Annotated in this window: 13 protein-coding genes and 1 tRNA gene; 7 read left to right on the top strand and 7 right to left on the bottom strand. The window is 71.1% G+C overall.

Annotation, left to right across the window (positions count from 1 at the left end; translation table 11 throughout):
- Positions 1 to 58 precede the first annotated feature (58 nt).
- From ACIQU6_RS05635 to ACIQU6_RS05645, 3 genes are all read left to right on the top strand, one after another.
- On the top strand, positions 59 to 1,741 hold the full coding sequence (locus tag ACIQU6_RS05635) for an albusnodin/ikarugamycin family macrolactam cyclase (RefSeq protein WP_403480354.1): 1,683 nt from the start codon (positions 59 to 61) through the stop codon (positions 1,739 to 1,741).
- 209 nt (positions 1,742 to 1,950) lie between these two features.
- A complete protein-coding gene (locus ACIQU6_RS05640; RefSeq protein ID WP_403480500.1) occupies positions 1,951 to 2,364 on the top strand; it encodes a lasso peptide biosynthesis B2 protein in 414 nt (137 codons plus the stop codon).
- Positions 2,357 to 2,923 (top strand): GNAT family N-acetyltransferase, encoded by a 567-nt coding sequence (locus tag ACIQU6_RS05645; RefSeq protein ID WP_403480355.1) that lies wholly within the window; start codon positions 2,357 to 2,359, stop codon positions 2,921 to 2,923. Before ACIQU6_RS05640 ends, ACIQU6_RS05645 begins: the two co-directional genes overlap by 8 nt.
- A gap of 123 nt (positions 2,924 to 3,046) precedes the next feature.
- Here the strand turns inward: ACIQU6_RS05645 and ACIQU6_RS05650 are convergent, their stop codons facing one another.
- Positions 3,047 to 3,322, bottom strand: coding sequence for a GntR family transcriptional regulator (locus tag ACIQU6_RS05650; protein WP_403480356.1), 276 nt, complete (start codon positions 3,320 to 3,322; stop codon positions 3,047 to 3,049).
- 175 nt (positions 3,323 to 3,497) lie between these two features.
- Between ACIQU6_RS05650 and ACIQU6_RS05655 the strand changes: the two genes are divergently transcribed.
- Positions 3,498 to 3,821, top strand: a complete 324-nt coding sequence (locus tag ACIQU6_RS05655) for a hypothetical protein (RefSeq protein ID WP_403480357.1) — start codon at positions 3,498 to 3,500, stop codon at positions 3,819 to 3,821.
- The gene (locus ACIQU6_RS05660) at positions 3,818 to 4,015 is read left to right on the top strand and encodes a hypothetical protein (protein WP_403480358.1); all 198 of its coding nucleotides are present in this window, start codon (positions 3,818 to 3,820) and stop codon (positions 4,013 to 4,015) included. The genes ACIQU6_RS05655 and ACIQU6_RS05660 overlap by 4 nt, the downstream gene beginning before the upstream one ends.
- A gap of 81 nt (positions 4,016 to 4,096) precedes the next feature.
- Here ACIQU6_RS05660 and ACIQU6_RS05665 read toward each other — a convergent pair whose 3' ends face one another.
- Positions 4,097 to 4,324 (bottom strand): integrase, encoded by a 228-nt coding sequence (locus tag ACIQU6_RS05665; RefSeq protein ID WP_403480359.1) that lies wholly within the window; start codon positions 4,322 to 4,324, stop codon positions 4,097 to 4,099.
- 112 nt (positions 4,325 to 4,436) lie between these two features.
- Between ACIQU6_RS05665 and ACIQU6_RS05670 the strand changes: the two genes are divergently transcribed.
- Both ACIQU6_RS05670 and ACIQU6_RS05675 read left to right on the top strand, forming a co-directional pair.
- Positions 4,437 to 5,153: a helix-turn-helix domain-containing protein gene (locus ACIQU6_RS05670; protein ID WP_403480360.1), complete on the top strand. Its 717-nt coding sequence runs from the start codon at positions 4,437 to 4,439 to the stop codon at positions 5,151 to 5,153.
- Positions 5,150 to 6,922: a tyrosine-type recombinase/integrase gene (locus ACIQU6_RS05675; protein WP_403480361.1), complete on the top strand. Its 1,773-nt coding sequence runs from the start codon at positions 5,150 to 5,152 to the stop codon at positions 6,920 to 6,922. The genes ACIQU6_RS05670 and ACIQU6_RS05675 overlap by 4 nt, the downstream gene beginning before the upstream one ends.
- A 43-nt stretch (positions 6,923 to 6,965) precedes the next feature.
- On the opposite strand, the gene ACIQU6_RS05680 is transcribed toward ACIQU6_RS05675, so the two are convergent.
- The 5 genes from ACIQU6_RS05680 to topA all read right to left on the bottom strand — a co-directional run bounded on the left by ACIQU6_RS05680 (position 6,966) and on the right by topA (position 16,653).
- Positions 6,966 to 7,039 (bottom strand) — tRNA-Thr (locus ACIQU6_RS05680).
- Between the two features lie 90 nt (positions 7,040 to 7,129).
- Positions 7,130 to 8,734, bottom strand: a complete 1,605-nt coding sequence (locus tag ACIQU6_RS05685) for an alpha/beta hydrolase (protein ID WP_403480362.1) — start codon at positions 8,732 to 8,734, stop codon at positions 7,130 to 7,132.
- 209 nt (positions 8,735 to 8,943) lie between these two features.
- Positions 8,944 to 10,164, bottom strand: coding sequence for a DNA polymerase III subunit delta' (locus tag ACIQU6_RS05690; protein ID WP_403480363.1), 1,221 nt, complete (start codon positions 10,162 to 10,164; stop codon positions 8,944 to 8,946).
- 310 nt (positions 10,165 to 10,474) lie between these two features.
- Positions 10,475 to 13,663: a dTMP kinase gene (gene tmk, locus ACIQU6_RS05695; protein ID WP_403480364.1), complete on the bottom strand. Its 3,189-nt coding sequence runs from the start codon at positions 13,661 to 13,663 to the stop codon at positions 10,475 to 10,477.
- A gap of 149 nt (positions 13,664 to 13,812) precedes the next feature.
- Entirely contained in the window at positions 13,813 to 16,653 is a 2,841-nt protein-coding gene (gene topA / locus ACIQU6_RS05700; protein ID WP_403480365.1) for a type I DNA topoisomerase, read from the bottom strand.
- Positions 16,654 to 17,049: the final 396 nt, after the last annotated feature.

Raw genomic sequence — 17,049 nt, forward strand, 5'->3', positions numbered from 1 at the left:
CGTCATTGGGGGCCGCCGTTCGCATATAGGTGGAGGTACCAAATTGGAGGGACTTCGGATGCGGTGGTTCGGCGGCTGCGCGCCAGGCAAACAACCTGTTGCCCCGGTCGGGGCCCGCCTAGTGTGGCGAGATCCCCCGATGTGGACAGTCGGCGACGACGTACCGGGCCATCTGCGCACGCTCGAACGGCCGAATGGGAAATTGGCAATATTCGGCCCGTGTTCCGCTACCGAACGAGACCTGGAACTCGCCCTGTCGAGCCGTGCGTTCGCCTCGGCTGCTGGTGAGTGGGCCGGTTCCTACACGGCCGTAGGGGTCGGCCCGACGGGCACCGTCGAACTCGTGACAGATGCCACCGGCGCGAGTCCGGTCTACACGGTAGCCACCCCCGACGGTCACGTGTGGGGGTCCAGCGCCTTTGCCCTCGCCTCGCTGGCCAAGGGCACCGTGGACACGGATTGGATGGGGGCGTATCTCCGGGAGCGAAACGCGCCGGCGCCTGGTGGACACAGTGCGTGGGCGGGAGTCCGACCGGTTCCGCCTGGACACGTCCTGGCGTGGAGACCGGACGGCACCCCCTCGCTCACACAGTGGTGGACCCCATCGGCGCAGCCGGCGGGCGCGGCGGTGGCCGCACTGCGGTGGGCACTGAGCGAGGGTGTACGCGTACGGGTTGAAGGCGTCCCCACTACTTCAGACGTGGCGGGAATGGACTCAACGACGGTGGCGCTCCTTGCCGCTCGGCACGGGCAAGTGACGGGCATGACGCTGCACCCGGCAGATGTCACGGACGGCGGGGACCTCCGATACGCCCAAGCCCTCGGCGACGAAGCCGTGTTGCTGACTCGGTTCCCCCTCACGACCCGGCATCTTCCATTCGCTGAAGCATCCGTTCCCTTACCCGCTACGGATGAGCCAGCACCGTCAACTGCGGTGTGGGCGATGTTCTCCGAGCAACTGCGGGCAGTAGCCACTGCGGGTTCGGGTTGCCACCTGACAGGAGACGGCGGCGACAACCTGTTCACGGTCCCGCCCACGCACCTGGTGCACCTCGCCCGACGGGGTCAACTACTGCGGCTGGTACGCGATTCGATGGATTGGGCACGGCTTCGCCGGCAGGACCCTCGCCCTTTGATCGCGGCAGCGCTCCGTGGGGATGCCGGCCGTATCGGACGCACGAAGCGGCTGCGTCCTACGTGGCTCACATCGGAGATACCGGAACCGGTGATGACGACGACAACAGACCCTGACGCCTTACTCGTTGCCTCGATACGGAACGTCGCACGCGCCGCGAAATCGGAGCTGCAACTTGCCGACGCATTGGGCGTTGCTCTGCACAACCCCTACTTCGACGGAGCGGTAATGGACGCGGTGGTGTCCGCCGGCGCCGAAGTCCGCTTCTCTGCCCGCCGCTACAAGCCCCTGCTCGCCGATTCGTTCGCTGACGTGCTACCCCGAGCCCACCGCCGGCGAGCGTCCAAAGGGGTGTTCGTAGGTGACTTCCACCAAGGACTACGGCTCAACCTGCGGCACCTTCTCACCCTCGCCGATGGACGCCTCGCCGCCATGGGCCTGATCAACCCTGATCCACTGCGCGCCACCATGCACGCAGCAGCACTCGGGGCCCGAACGGTTTGGCCCCCACTGCTGTCCGCCATCGCGGCGGAAGCATGGTTGGCGGCAGTCGAACGCGGACCACGAACTGAGTGGGCCAAGCTGCACCAGGCCGGTGCGCAGTGAGCCGTAACAACACCGTCGCCGCCACGACGGCGGATGCCTGCGTGCTCATCGACTACAACACCGGCCGCACCGAACTACGCCCAGCATCCGAGAGTGCCACCGCGCTGGGCGCAACCGTCGTTCCACTGCCGGACGTTGCCCCCTCATGGGGGACCATCGAACAACGAGCCGCACTGTCACGCCTGCCGCACGTACCAATGCGGTGGCGAATGGGGGCGGTCCCCGCCGTACTGGTCACCGCAGCAGCATTCACGCTCGGCCGCCCCAAGCGACGGTTTCGACGACTCGTTCGACTCGCCTGCCTGGGCAGGAACTTGCGCCCCGCAACGTCCTATCAGGCTCGCTACGCTGTGTGCGCCGCACGGTGGGTCACACAACTCATGCCGATGCGGTGGGCGTGCATGGAGGAATCGACGTCAGCAGCACTACTGCTGGCCCTCGCTGGACGCCGAGCGGAATGGCGCCATGGCGTAGCCATGGACCCGGTACGTCTGCACGCCTGGATCGTCGGACCGGACGGTCACCTCGTTGAGGAGCCGGCCGACACCGCCCTCTATACCGCCACCCACACACCAGACGGCCCCGGCGCCGCACGGGACCAGCAGGGAGCGAACCGTGAGTGAACCGCACATCTTGTTGACCGGCGAAAAGCTGGCACTCGGAATGCCCCGGCAAGACCTGCTGCCGGAGTACCACCGCTGGGAGAACGACGCGCGCACGATCCTGGGCTACGGCAACCAGTTCCCCCAAGCGTGGGAAGTGCGCGCAGCAGGGTACGAACGCCAGCGCGCGAACGACCGCTACCAACAGTTTGAAGTCGTGCAGCTCGACGAACAGACCGCGATTGGCATCACCGTGTTGCAGATCAACACCTTCACGCGCTCCGCCGAGTTCGTCATCGTGCTCGCACCCGAGGCGCGAGGGAAGGGATATGCCACCGAGGCGACACAGTTGACGCTGGATTGGGCGTTCCACCTCGGCGCGCTGCGCACGGTGTGGCTCAAGGTACTAGCACCCAACCATGCTGGAATTGCCGCCTACCAAAAGGCTGGGTTCAAAGAGGCGGGACGCTTTCGGAAGTCGGGGTTCTGGCTCGGGGAGCCTGCCGACGAGATCCTTATGGACGCGCTTCCCGAGGACTTCCCGGGGCCGTCGGCCGTGTCTGCCGCCGTCGGCGACTGACCTCTGCGGCGCCGTCTAGTCCCTGGTACTGACCGGGCCTGTGCCGGGTAGCCCCGCTGGTTTCTCCGTCGCCCTGCACGCAGGGCGGACCAGCGAGGCCGCCCTCGGCCACCCTAGGAGCGGCTACTCGACCGGCTTGTCGTCGCCGGCGGCCTCGCGGGGGTCTGCAACGTACGTTCCACGGCCGGGAACGGTGTAGACGAGCCCCTGTTCCCGCAGCACCGCGAGCGCGGACCGCGCGGTATTGCGTGCGACGCCGTACCGCTCCACGAGCTCCTTCTCGGATGGGAGCGGACGCCCAGGTACCAGCTCACCCCGCCTGATCTCAGCGACCAGGTCGGCGGCGATCTGCCGGTACGGCGGTTCCGGTGCCCGAGGGTCGATTTCGCGCGCTGCCATGCAGCAAAGCGTAGACAACACGCCATCTCGTGGCCGCAGCCTAGACAGGGTTGAACATGGCTAGACGGACCTATACAGGTTGATCTACCTTCGAACACGAAAGCGCCCCGGAAGGCCGGTACCAGCGGTCCATCCGGGGCTTAGCCGAGACAGCTTTCGAGGAGCTGACCGACTCATGCGCGATGTTATCGCCCACGCCCTCGCCTGGGTGCTCGTCTTACTGCCACGGTCCCGCCGCCATATCGCCCCCGGGCGCCACTCCGCGGCCTACTTCGCCGCCCGACCCACGCCCGAACCCGTGATTACGAACCCATGGCTAGAGCCGTGGCGAGGCCCGAGCGCCGCCATGGTGCGCGAAATCTTCCATGCCGGCGAGGTTCAATCCCTCACGCCGGAGCAGCGCGAACGGTGGTGGGCCGCCGCGTTCTGCGAAATCGGCATCGACTACGACTTCCCCACCCTCAACATCACCGGAGCGCACCGGACGGTCGCCGCGTGAGAGACACCACCGCACCCGACGACAGAGCCCCGCGGCACTGCTGCGCCTGCGGACGGGAAACGAGCGCCGCCGTCCCCGTGTCCGCTATCGACCGCGTCAGCGGGCCACCCGTACTCGTCTACGCCTGCCCCGACGACGCCCCGCACCTCATCCCCCGTCCGACGCCTGGTGAACTCATACGCCGCCGGGCGTGAGGCAGTTCGCCGCCGCAGACCTGGCCGCTGCACTTTGCGAGTACAGCGGCCAGGTTCGGCTTACGCCGCGTCGACTACGACTTACCCCTCGGCACCGGGCGCGAGGCCGAGGTGCCGGTGCAGGTCGTAGCGCGTGACCTTGTACTGCCGCCCATGGCGCAGCACTCGGACGGGATAGGCGCCACGTTTCGCCAGGCCGTACCCGTTCGTCCGGCCGATGCCCAGCGCGCGGTTGGCTATGTCCAGCGGCACCGCCACGGGCAGGCCCATGAGTTCCTCGTGCGTCATCGTCTGTCCGTTGGTCGACATGGCATCCCCCTTGTGCAGTTCTGCGCCGGAAGTGGCGCGTACGGATCGTTTCCTGCCGACAACGTACCGATCTAGATTGATCTTGCGCAACATGCTTTGCTAGCTTGTCGATATGCATAGCAACGACAGGCCGAGCGACATCATCGGCGCCCAAATCCGCCGCCACCGCACCCGACTTGGACTCAACCGCGACCAACTCGCAGAACGCTGCGCCGACCTCGGCGCCCCCGAACTGTCCTACTCGGCGCTGGTCGACATCGAGAACGGCCGCAAGACCAAGGAAGGCAAGCGCCGCCGACACGTCACCGTCGACGAGCTGACAGTGCTGGGGCTCGCCCTCGCCGTCCCCCCGCTCCTTCTGGCACTTCCGTTGGGCACCGAGGGCAGCGTCCCCACCGTCCCCGCGGCCGGCCCACGCGATGCCTACACGGTGTGGAAGTGGTGGACCGGCGAAGAGACGCCCGCTCTCGCCGGCCCCCTCGACGGGCGCCACTACCCCGACCCGCACCCCATCACCGAGGGCGGCCCGAAATGGTCCGCAGCATGGGCTGAGGCGGCCTATCCCGCCAGCCTCTACCCCGAGTTCGAGCGGCGCCGCGAAGCGGCCCACAGGGCCCATCTACGGGCCGAAGCCGAGCAGTCGAAGGGAGGCAGCGCCGCTGCACACACCGAGTACCTGCACCGCCTTGAAGAACTCGCCCGGCACATCAACGACATGGGCCGCGCTGGCGTCCCGGTCCCCGCCCTACGGGCGGACCTGATCGAGGACATGAAGGGGCTCGACGTCCTCGACGCCCCCAACACCCTTAACCCGAGAGGCAACCAGTGAACGGCTCCACGACGAAGCGCTGCTACTGCCGCAGCAAGGAAACCGGCAAGCCCTTGGGCACCGCCTGCCCGAAGTTCAACCAACGCGCCCACGGCGTGTGGTCTGTTCGGCAGGAACTGCCGCCGAACAAGGACGGCGAGCGCCGTCTCTTCCGTCGCACCGGCTACGACACCAAGACCGACGCGCAGGCCGACCTCGACGCCGTCCGCGCCCTGCTCAACATCGCCGACAAGAACGACCGGGAAGGCCGCCGCCGTATCGGCGACCTGCTCGAAACCGTCTCAGCGAGCAAGGACCCTATCCCCAACTACGACGAGACCAAGCGGAAGTTCGCGACCGGCCAGTCCCTCACGCAGCACCTGACCGTCGGCGAATGGCTCGAACAGTGGCTCGCAGGAAAGAAGAGACTCCGCACGAGCGGGAAGAACCGGTACGACACCGATATCCGCGTGCACCTCATACCGCGGATCGGGCACATACGCCTCGACCGCCTCACCGTCGCGCACCTCGACGAGATGTTCGCCGCCATCGCCGAGGCGAACATCGAGATCAACGACACCAACATGCTCCGCCGCACCGCGCTCGACGAGCTCAAGCTGATCCCCTGGAAGGGACCAGAGAACCGGCGGCACCGTAAGGCGATCAAAGAGACCATTGACGCGATGCCACCATTCCGACGGATCACGGGAGTTGCGACACAACACCACATCAAGGCCACGCTACGGGCTGCCCTGAACGTCGCTATCGCGCGTGGACTCATCATCTTCAACGCCGCCGCGCACGTCGAGCTCGAAGCCGCCAGGCGCCCCAAGGCGCTTGTGTGGACCGACGAGCGCATCGCCGAATGGCTGCGGACCGGCACCAAGCCGTCCCCCGTCATGGTCTGGACCCCCGAGCAGGCAGGCGAGTTCCTCGACTTCCTCACCGACCGGAGAGAGCGCCTGTACGGACTCTTCCACCTGATCACCTTCCGGGGCCTGCGCCGCGGCGAGGCGTGCGGCTTGCGCCGCACGGACCGCAACCGTGCCGCCGGAACACTGACCATCGCCACGCAGCTTGTGCAGGACGGTTGGGAGGTCATCGAGAACGCACCAAAGACCGACAGCGGCGAACGCGTGATCGACCTCGACGACTACACCGACGAGGTACTCGACGAACAGGAGGCACGACAAGCAGAGGAGCGCCTCGCGTGCGGCGAGGCGTGGGTCGACTCGGGTCGGTTCTTCACCATGGACAGCGGTGCGCCGATTCACCCGGGGTGGCTGACCGACTATTTCGAGCGGCTCGTCGAACTCTCGGGCCTGCCGCCGATCCGGCTGCATGATCTGCGGCACGTCGCCGCCTCGCTCATGCTTGCCGCCGGCGTCGACATCAAGATCGTGTCCGAGACCCTCGGCCACAGTGAGAGCCGCATCACCCGGGACATCTACCAGTCCGTCATGCCGAAGGCTGCTCGCGAGGCCGCCGAGGCAACCGCCGCCGTCGTTCCCCGCGGTGCGGCCCGCAGCCCCAAGCAGACGCCAACCGAGGCGACTACCGATCCACGCATTGAGCAGGGCGCACAGGTGACGCTCGATCACCTCGTCGCGCAGATCGTCGAGGCTGCCGCACTGGACGGCCGCACGGTCGAGGACATCGCGCAGCAGGCCCTCGCCCACCTTGCCCAGCAGCAGCCGGCGGCGGCGATTCCTGAGCCCGATGGGCACGCAGCGGGCACGCAGGACGGTGCGAAGATCATCGCGTTCCGCCCCCGCAAGATCAGCGCATAAGAAAAAGCCCAGGTCAGGAGCTATCTGACCTGGACTTTCCTTGAGCCGCCTCCGGGATTCGAACCCGAGACCTACGCATTACGAGTGCGTTGCTCTGGCCAACTGAGCTAAGGCGGCGTGGTGCGCGGCCCAGTCTACACAGGAGCGGGGGGTGCTCTGTACTCGGTTCCGGAGGGGCCCGTGAGGGGGTGGGCGGAGGGGACGGGGTCAGGTGCAGCGCTTGTTCTTGGCTGGTGGGGTGCCTTCGAGGAGGAAGGTGTTGATGGCGGTGTCGATGCAGTCGCTGCCGCGGCCGTAGGCGGTGTGGCCGTCGCCGATGTACGTCAGCAGGCTGCCGCTGGAGAGCTGGGCGGCCAGGCCCTTGGCCCAGACGTACGGGGTGGCCGGGTCGCGGGTGGTGCCGACGACGACGATCGGGTCGGCGCCCTTGGCCGCGATGCGGTGGACCATGCCGGTGGCCTTGACCGGCCAGTACGCGCAGCTCAGGGCGGACCAGGCGAAGTTGTCGCCGAAGACCGGGGACGCCTTGCGGAAGGCGGGGAGGGCGGCGCGGACCTGCTCGGGGCTGGTGAAGGCCGGTGGGAGGTCGAGGCAGTTGACGGCCGGGTTGGCGAACATCTGGTTGGCGTAGTGGCCCGAGGCGTCGCGCTCGTAGTAGCTGTCGGACAGCGCGAGCAGGCCGCTGCCGTTGCCGGACTCGGCCTGGGCGATGGCCTCGCGGAGCAGCGGCCAGGCGCCCTGGTCGTACATCGCGGCGATCACGCCCGTGGTGGCCAGGGACTCGGTGAGCTTGCGGTCCTGGCCGGTGTCGAGGGGGTGGGCGTCCAACTTCTCGAAGAGGGCGGAGAGCCGCCGGCCGGCGTCCGTGGCGTTCTTGGTGCCGAGCGGGCAGTCCTTCTTCTTCACGCAGTCCTTGGCGAACGCGGTGAAGGCGGTGTTGAAGCCGGCGGTCTGTTCGAGGTTGACGGCGCGGGAGTCCAGCGTCGGGTCGGTCGCGCCGTCGAGGACCAGGCGGCCCGAGCGGGACGGGAAGAGACCGGCGTAGGTCGCGCCGAGGAAGGTGCCGTAGGAGGCACCGACGTAGTTCAGCTTCTTGTCGCCCAGGATGGCGCGCAGCACGTCCATGTCGCGGGCCGCCTCGATGGTGGAGACGTGCGGCAGCAGCTTGCCGGAGCGGGCCTCGCAGCCCTCGGCGAAGTCGCGGTCGGCGGTGACGAGCCGGTTGACCTCCGCGGGGGTGTCGGGGGTGGTGTCGGTCTGGGTGAAGCGGTCCATCTGACGATCGGTGAGGCACTCGATCGGTTCGCTGCGGGCGACCCCGCGCGGGTCCATGGCGACCATGTCGTACCGGGCGCGGACCACGGCCGGCTGGGGCGCGTACTGCTGGAGGTAGTCGATCGCCGAGCCGCCGGGGCCGCCCGGGTTGACCAGGAGGGAGCCGATCCGCGGGCCGGGGCCGGTGGCCTTCCTGCGGGCCACCGCCAGCTTCAGGTCGGTGGCCGGGCTGGGCTTGGCGTAGTCCAGGGGCGCCTTCATCGTCGCGCACTGGAAGCCGGCCACACCGCAGTCGTGCCAGCTCAGCTTCTGGTCGTAGTACGGGCGGAGATCGGCCGGGACGGCGGCGGGGAGCGGCTTCAGGGGGGAGATGTCGGACGCCGGGCGCTCGGCGCCGGCCTCCGTCGAGCGCCCCGGGGACGCGGCTCCGCCGGGGGACGAAGTCCCCGACGAGCAGCCGGAGATCAGCAGGGCGAGGGCCGCGGCGGCAGCGGCCGCGGCGGTGGTGGTCGAGCGGAACGGGCGACTGGGCGGCATGGCGGTCCCTCGGTGTCGGTCCCGGGCGGCGGTCTTCCCGGTGGTGGCCGGCGTGGCTCCTGGTGGCGGCTCCTCGGCGATCGAGGCTCCCGGTCCCGACGTCCCGGTCCCGGGGCTACGAACGGAGCGTATCCAGAGACGTACGATCCGTGCGCGACGATCGAGAGGTCGGGGGGATCGGCGGAGCCGGGAGGGGAGGGCCCGGTGGGTCAGCCCGCCCGGAGCGCGACCGTCATCGCCTCGACCGCGAGCAGCGGGGCGACGTTGCGCTCCAGGGCCTCCCGGCAGGCGATCACCGCTTCTATCCGGCGCAGGGTGCGCTCGGGGGTGGAGCCGGTGGCGATCCGCTGGACGCTGTCGCGGACCTCGTCGTTGGCGAGCGGGACGGAGGCGCCCATCTGGACGGCGAGGACGTCGCGGTAGAAGGCGGTGAGGTCGACCAGGGCGAGGTCGAGGCTGTCGCGCTGGGTACGGGTGGCGCGGCGCTTCTGCCTGTCCTGGAGCTCCTTCATGGCGCCCGCGGTGCCGCGGGGCAGCCGGCCGCCGGTGCCGGCCGCGGCGCCGAGGGCGGCCCGCAGCTCCTCGGTCTCCTTGGCGTCGACCTCCTCGGCGACCTGCTTGGCGTCCTCGCCGGCGGCGTCGATCAGCTCCTGGGCGGCCTTGAGGCAGCCGCCGATGTCGTCGACGCGCAGGGGGAGCTTCAGGACGGCCGCGCGGCGGGCCCGGGCCCGCTCGTCGGTGGCGAGCCGGCGGGCCCGGTCGATGTGCCCCTGGGTGGCGCGGGCGGCGAGGTCGGCGGCCTGCGGGTCGATGCCGTCGCGCCGGACGAGGACGTCGGCGACCGCGCTGACCGGGGGCGTGCGCAGCGACAGGTGGCGGCAGCGGGAGCGGATGGTGGGCAGGACGTCCTCGATGGAGGGGGCGCACAGCAGCCAGACCGTGCGGGGCGCGGGCTCCTCGACGGCCTTGAGCAGGACGTTGCCCGCGCCCTCGGTGAGGCGGTCGGCGTCCTCCAGGACGATCACCTGCCAGCGGCCGCCGGCCGGGGAGAGCGAGGCCCGGCGGACCAGGTCACGCGTCTCCTTCACGCCGATCGAGAGCAGGTCGGTGCGGACGATCTCGACGTCGGCGTGGGTGCCGACCAGGGTGGTGTGGCAGCCGTCGCAGAAGCCGCAGCCGGGGGCGCCGCCGAGCCCGCGGTCCGGGCTCACGCACTGCACAGCGGCGGCGAACGCGCGGGCGGCGGTGGCCCGGCCGGACCCGGGTGGGCCGGTGAACAGCCAGGCGTGGGTCATCTGGGAGGCGCCGCTGCGCTCCGCCGGCCCCTCCCCGGCGGCCTCGGCGGCCACGATGGCGTCCGCATCGCGCGCGGCCGCGGCGAGCTGCTCCGTCACCCGCTCCTGGCCGACCACGTCGTCCCATACCGCCATCGCTGCTGCCGTCCCGTCCGTTCCGCGTGTGGTGCGTGGTGGGCGCCCTGGGGCGCGCCCCGCGTGTGCTGCTCGGGCCCGTCGCACGAGCCCCGGCGGGCCGTGCGGCGGCGGTCCGGCCCTCCCGACCCGGCCGTCTCGACCCGCGCCCCACCCATTGTGGTGCACCCCACCGACAACCAGCGCCGCCGGCCGCACCGCGCCGGCTCCCGGCTCCCGGCTCCCGGCTCCCGGAACGGCGAACGGCCGTGGCGGCAGCGTTCGCGCGCTGCGGCCACGGCCGTTCGTGCCGGGTCGGGGACCGCCCCCGTCAGCCGCGCCGGCCCCGGCGGCGGCCGTTCCCGCCCGCGCCCTGGTCGGTGTCCTCGTCCGCGCGCGGGCCGAGGAGCTCGTCGGCGAGCGTCGGCAGATCGTCCAGCGGGGTCTCCTCCGCCCATTCCGGGCGCGGCCGGCTGCGCCGCGGGGGCTCGGCGGGGCGGCCGGTCTCCGGGTCGGGCTGCGGCAGTTCCCGGGTCCGCTCGGCCGCGCCGGCGTCCTTGCCCTTGCCGTTCTCCTGGGCGAACATCCACGGCGGCACCCGGTCCGCCGGGTCGCCCTGGACCGGCGGCAGGACCGCCGTCTCCTCGGAGTCCGCGCCGCCTCCCTGGTGGCCGCCCCGGGCGGCGTCGTCCCGTACGGGCGGCAGGACCGTCGTCTCGTCCGCCGGGCCGTGCCCCTCCTGCGGCTCGGGCCGCGGCAGCGCCGCCGTCCGCTCGCCGTCGGAACCGGTCCCCTTGCCGGGAGCCTCCTCCGTCGCCATCCGCTTCCGCAGCTGCGTCACGTCCGTCTCCGCGGTCGGCGCCTCGGCCGACGCGGTCGCCTCCGCCCGCGCCTTCGCCTCCGCCGCGGCCGTCTCCTGGGCCGCCGCGACCCGGGCCTGCTCGGCGCGGAGCAGCGCCTCCTCGGCCTTGCGCTGCTTCTCCCGGCGCCGCTCCTCGGCCTCCTGGCGCAGCCGCGCCTGCTCCTCGTGCTGCTTGCGGAGCCGCTCCTGCTCCTCCTTGCGGGCCTGCTCCTCGGCCTCCCGCCGCTTGCGCTCCTCCTCCGCGGCCCGACGGGCCTCCTCGGCGCGCTCGCGGGCCTCCTCGGCCTGCCGGGCGGCCTCCCGGGCCTTGGCCTCCTCGGCCTCCCGGCGCTTGCGCTCCTCCTCCTCGGCGCGCAGCTTGGCGAGCTGCTCCTGGCGCTCGCGCTCCCGGCGCTCCTCCTCGGCCTTGCGCGCGGCCTCCTCCTCGGCCTTGCGGCGGGCCTCCTCCTCGGCCGCCTTACGGGCCTCGTCGCGGGCCTTGATCTCGGCCTCGGACAGCGGGAGCACCTGGTCCAGCCGGTGGCGGACGGCGGTGGTGATGGCCTCCGGCTCCTGGCCCGCGTCGACGACCAGATAGCGCGCGGGGTCGGCGGCGGCCAGGGTCAGGAAGCCGGCCCGGACCCGCTGGTGGAACTCGGCGGGCTCGGACTCCATGCGGTCCGGCGCCTCGGTGAACCGCTCGCGGGCGGCCTCCGGGGCGATGTCCAGCAGCACGGTCAGGTGCGGGACCAGCCCGCCCGTCGCCCAGCGGTTGATCCGGGCGATCTCCGTGGGCGCGAGGTTGCGGCCCGCGCCCTGGTAGGCCACGGAGGAGTCGATGTAGCGGTCGGTGATCACCACCGCGCCGCGCTCCAGCGCGGGCCGGACGACGCTGTCGATGTGCTCGGCCCGGTCGGCGGCGAACATCAGCGCCTCGGCGCGGTCGGACAGCCCGGACGTGGACACGTCCAGGATGATCGAGCGCAGCCGCTTGCCGATCGCGGTGGCGCCCGGCTCCCGGGTCACCACGACCTCGTGGCCCTTGCCGCGGATCCACTCCGCCAGCGCCTCGACCTGGGTGGACTTCCCGGCCCCGTCGCCGCCCTCTAGGGCGATGAAGAACCCGGTGGCCGCGGTGGTCTGCGCCGGGTCGCCGCCGCGCACCGCCTCCGTCAGATCGCGCCGGAACGGGACGCCCTGACGGTCGTCGGTCTTGCCCAGCACCCAGGCGGCGACCGGCAGCAGCAGCGCGCCGACCAGCATCAGGGTGTACGCCGCGCCGCCGTGCGCGAGGACGAAGGCGCCGCTGCCGAGGTGGTGCGGGCCGATCACGGCGGCCAGCAGCGGCGCGACGATCGCGGCGAGCGCTATCGCGAGCCGGACGACGGCCTGGAGGTGCTCGGTCGTCCGGGCGGTGCGGGACGCCTCGGTCTCCTGGTCCAGCAGCGCGTGGCCCGTATTGGCGGCGACGCCGGCGCTGAGCCCGGCCAGCAGGGCGAGCAGCAGCACCGTCGTGGTGTCCGGGACCAGCCCCATGGCCAGGAGGAACAGCCCGGTGACGGCGACGGCCAGGGCGAGCAGCCGGCGCCGGGAGAACCCGGGCAGCACCTTGCGGGCGCCGCGGATGCCCAGGGCCGTGCCGCCGGTCAGCACGACCACCAGCAGCGCGTAACTGGCCGGCCCGCCGCCGAGGTCGACGGCGTGCAGGACGGCGAGCGAGGCGGCCGCGGCGATCGCGGCGGCCACCGCGGCGCAGGCCAGCACCAGCAACGGAAGGGCGCCGGTGCGGCCCTTGTCGGGAGCGCTGCCCGCCTTGGCCGTGGCCGAGGTGGTCTTCGGGCGGCGCAGGCCCTCCAGGGGAGAGCGCGGCCGCGGCGTCTGCCCACCGGGCAGCTCGATGAAGTAGAGGATCGAGACGGAGGCGGCGAACAACCCGGCCGCGAGGTACGAACCGAGCGCCGCCTGGTGGACGTCGAACCACGCGACGCCGGTCCCCAGCAGCTTCCCGACCAGCGCGCAGACCAGCAGCGCGGCGGCGGCGAGCGGCACGGCGACGAAGGCGGTGCGCAGCGACAGGCGGCGCAGCGCGTCCATGTTGTCCGGCAGTGGCCGGATCGCGGCGCCCTCCGGGGGCGGCGCGGGCAACAGCGCGGGCGCGGCGCTCTCCCGGGCGACGGTCCAGAAGCGTTCGGCGACGCCGGTGACGAAGACCGTCACCAGCAGCCAGGCCAGCGCGCTGGTGGGCGTCCAGTCGATCCACAGGGGGGCGATGACCAGCAGCGCGATCCGCAGCCCGTCCACGGCCATCATCGTCCAGCGGCGGTCCAGCGGCCCGTCCGGCGCGGTGAGCGCGGACAGCGGGCCCAGCAGGACGGCTCCGAAGAGCAGCGTCGCCAGCATCCGCACGCCGAAGACGGCGGTGACCGCGAAGGCGGCGCCGCGGTAGCCGCCGCCGAACACGGCCTGGCCGCCCAACGGCACGTAGAGCGCCGCCTGGAGGGCGAGGAGTACCAGGACAAGCAAGGACAGGGCATCGCCGATACCCCCGACGAGCTGGGCGCTCCACAACCGCTTCAGTGGGGGGAAGCGGAGCAGGGCTCGTACCGCGCGCTCGCGGGAGTCGGCTGCGAGGGCGTCTGAAGTGGGGGTCACGACCGTTGGCTGCTCGGCACGCGTCATCTCGCCAGCCTATCGGGATGCGGCACTCCCCCGGGCGCCCGCCCGAACAAATGGACGGATGCGCCGGGGCGTACGAAGGCGGGCCGGCGGAGGATGTCCGCCGGCCCGCCCTTGTTCCGCGCCGGATCGCGCCGGCCGGAGCCGCTTTCTCAGTCCTCGGCCGACGCGGCCGTCTTCTTCGCCGCCGTCTTGGCCGCGGTCTTCTTGGCGGTGGTCTTCTTGGCCGCCGTCGTCTTCGTCGCGGTCTTCTTGGCGGCGGTCTTCTTCGCCGTCGTCTTCTTGGCCGCCGTCTTCTTCGCCGGCGCCTTCTTGGCGGTCTTCTTCTTCGCCGGCCCCTTGGCGCGCTTCTCCGCCAGCAGCTCGTAACCGCGCTCGGGCGTGATCGTCTCGACGTCGTCGTCCCGCCGCAGCGTCGCGTTGGTCTCGCCGTCGGTGACGTACGCGCCGAACCGGCCGTCCTTGACCACCACCGGCTTGCCGCTGACCGGGTCGGTGCCCAGCTCCTTCAGCGGCGGCTTGGCCGCGGCCCGGCCGCGCTGCTTGGGCTGCGCGTAGATCGCCAGCGCCTCGTCGAGCGTGATCGTGAAGAGCTGCTCCTCACGCTCCAGGGAACGCGAGTCGGTGCCCTTCTTGAGGTACGGCCCGTAGCGGCCGTTCTGCGCGGTGATCTCCGTGCCCTCGGCGTCGGCGCCGACGACCCGCGGCAGCGACATCAGCTTGAGCGCGTCCGCCAGCGTCACGGTGTCCAGGGACATCGACTTGAACAGCGAGGCGGTGCGCGGCTTGACCGCGTTCTTGCCGGTCTTCGGCGTGCCCTCGGGCAGCACCTCGGTGACGTACGGGCCGTAGCGGCCGTCCTTCGCCACGATCTGGTGGCCGGAGTCCGGGTCCATGCCCAGCTCGTAGTCGCCGCTCGGCTTGGCCAGCAGCTCCTCGGCGTACTCCACCGTCAGCTCGTCGGGCGCCAGGTCGTCGGGGACGTCGGCCCGCTGGTGGCCCTCCTCGTCCTTCTCCCCGCGCTCGACGTACGGGCCGTAGCGGCCGACCCGCAGCGTGATGCCGTTGCCCACCGGGAACGACGAGATCTCCCGGGCGTCGATCGCGCCCAGGTCCGTGACCAGTTCCTTCAGGCCACCGAGGTGGTCGCCGTCGCCGTTGCCGGCGTCCGCCGCACCGCCCTCGCCCTGGCCCTCGCCGAAGTAGAAGCGCCGCAGCCACGGCACGGCCTGCGCCTCGCCGCGGGCGATGCGGTCGAGGTCGTCCTCCATCTTGGCGGTGAAGTCGTAGTCGACGAGCCGGCCGAAGTGCTTCTCCAGGAGGTTGACCACCGCGAAGGAGAGGAACGACGGGACGAGCGCGGTGCCCTTCTTGAAGACGTAGCCGCGGTCCAGGATCGTGCCGATGATCGACGCGTACGTCGACGGGCGGCCGATCTCCCGCTCCTCCAACTCCTTGACCAGCGTGGCCTCGGTGTAGCGGGCGGGCGGCTTGGTGGCATGGCCGTCGGCGGTGATCTCCCGCGCGGCCAGCGCGTCGCCCTCGGCCACCTGCGGCAGCCGCCGCTCGCGGTCGTCCAGCTCGGCGTTGGGGTCGTCGGCCCCCTCCACGTACGCCTTGAGGAAGCCGTGGAAGGTGATGGTCTTGCCGGACGCGTTGAACTCGGCGTCCCGCCCGTCCGCGGCCCGGCCGCCGATCTTGACGGTGACGGAGTTGCCGGTCGCGTCCTTCATCTGGGAGGCGACGGTCCGCTTCCAGATCAGCTCGTAGAGCCGGAACTGGTCGCCGGTCAGTCCGGTCTCCGCCGGCGTGCGGAAGCGGTCACCGGAGGGGCGGATCGCCTCGTGCGCCTCCTGCGCGTTCTTGACCTTGCCGGCGTAGGTGCGCGGCTTGTCGGGCAGGTACCCGGCGCCGTACAACTGCGTCACCTGCGCCCGGGCCGCGGCGACCGCGGTGTCCGAGAGCGTGGTGGAGTCCGTACGCATATAGGTGATGAAGCCGTTCTCGTACAGCTTCTGCGCGACCTGCATCGTCGACTTGGCGCCGAAGCCCAGCTTGCGGCTGGCCTCCTGCTGGAGCGTGGTCGTCCGGAACGGCGCGTAGGGCGAGCGGCGGTACGGCTTGGACTCGACCGACCGCACCGAGAACTGGGTGTCCGCCAGGGCGGCGGCCAGCGCCCGGGCGTTCGCCTCGTCCAGGTGCAGCACGTCGTTGTTCTTGAGCTGTCCGTTGGGGCCGAAGTCGCGGCCCTGCGCGACGCGGCGGCCGTCGACGGTGTTCAGCCGCGCGGTCAGCGTCGACGGGTCGCTGGTGTCACCGGTCCGCCCGGTGGCGAAGGTGCCGGTGAGGTCCCAGTACTCGGCGGAGCGGAAGGCGATGCGCTCGCGCTCCCGCTCGACCACGAGCCGGGTCGCGACCGACTGCACCCGGCCCGCGGACAGCCGGGGCATGACCTTCTTCCACAGCACCGGGGAGACCTCGTAGCCGTAGAGGCGGTCGAGGATCCGGCGGGTCTCCTGGGCGTCGACCAGCTTCTTGTTGAGGTCGCGGGGGTTGGCGACGGCCTCGCGGATGGCGTCCTTGGTGATCTCGTGGAAGACCATCCGGTGGACCGGGACCTTCGGCTTGAGGATCTCCTGGAGGTGCCACGCGATGGCCTCGCCCTCGCGGTCCTCATCGGTGGCGAGGAAGAGTTCGTCGGACTCGGCCAGCAGCGACTTGAGCTTCTTGACCTGGTCCTTCTTGTCGCTGTTGACGACGTAGATGGGCTGGAAGTCGGCGTCGACGTTCACGCCCAGGCGGGCCCAGGACTCGCCCTTGTACTTCGCCGGGACCTCGGCCGCGCCGTTGGGGAGGTCGCGGATGTGCCCGACGCTGGCCTCGACCACGTAGCCGGGGCCGAGGTAGCCCTTGATCGTCTTCGCCTTGGCAGGCGACTCGACGATGACGAGTCGACGGCCGCCGCCGTCTGCGGTCTCGCTGGTCGGGGACAACTTTGGCTCTTCTCTCCGGTCGACGCTGGGAATGCTCCCGGGCCGGACGCCCGAGATCACTGCGGTGACGCTTGACGCTGCGGAGTGTGACGGTACCTCCCGCCCCCGTGTCAAACGGAAAAACCCCGCAACGCCACTCGAACGGTAACCCGACTACATGCCTTCGTGCCGCCCCGACCGCTTCGGCCGCCCTCCGATCGCCCCGCGCCGGCCCCCGCCGACCGCCTCCCCGGCCCGCCGTCGATCTCACAGCGTGACCGTCCGCTCCCCGACCCGTCGCTTCCCGGTCACACCCCGGGTACGGAAACGGTCACAAGGCGGCCCCGTTGCCGTCATCACCCTGATACGGCAGGTGATCGGACTGGCAGGATGGACGCGGCACGACTCACCGCGTGA

This window comes from Streptomyces sp. NPDC090442 (assembly GCF_044769405.1).
GTDB lineage: Bacteria > Actinomycetota > Actinomycetes > Streptomycetales > Streptomycetaceae > Streptomyces.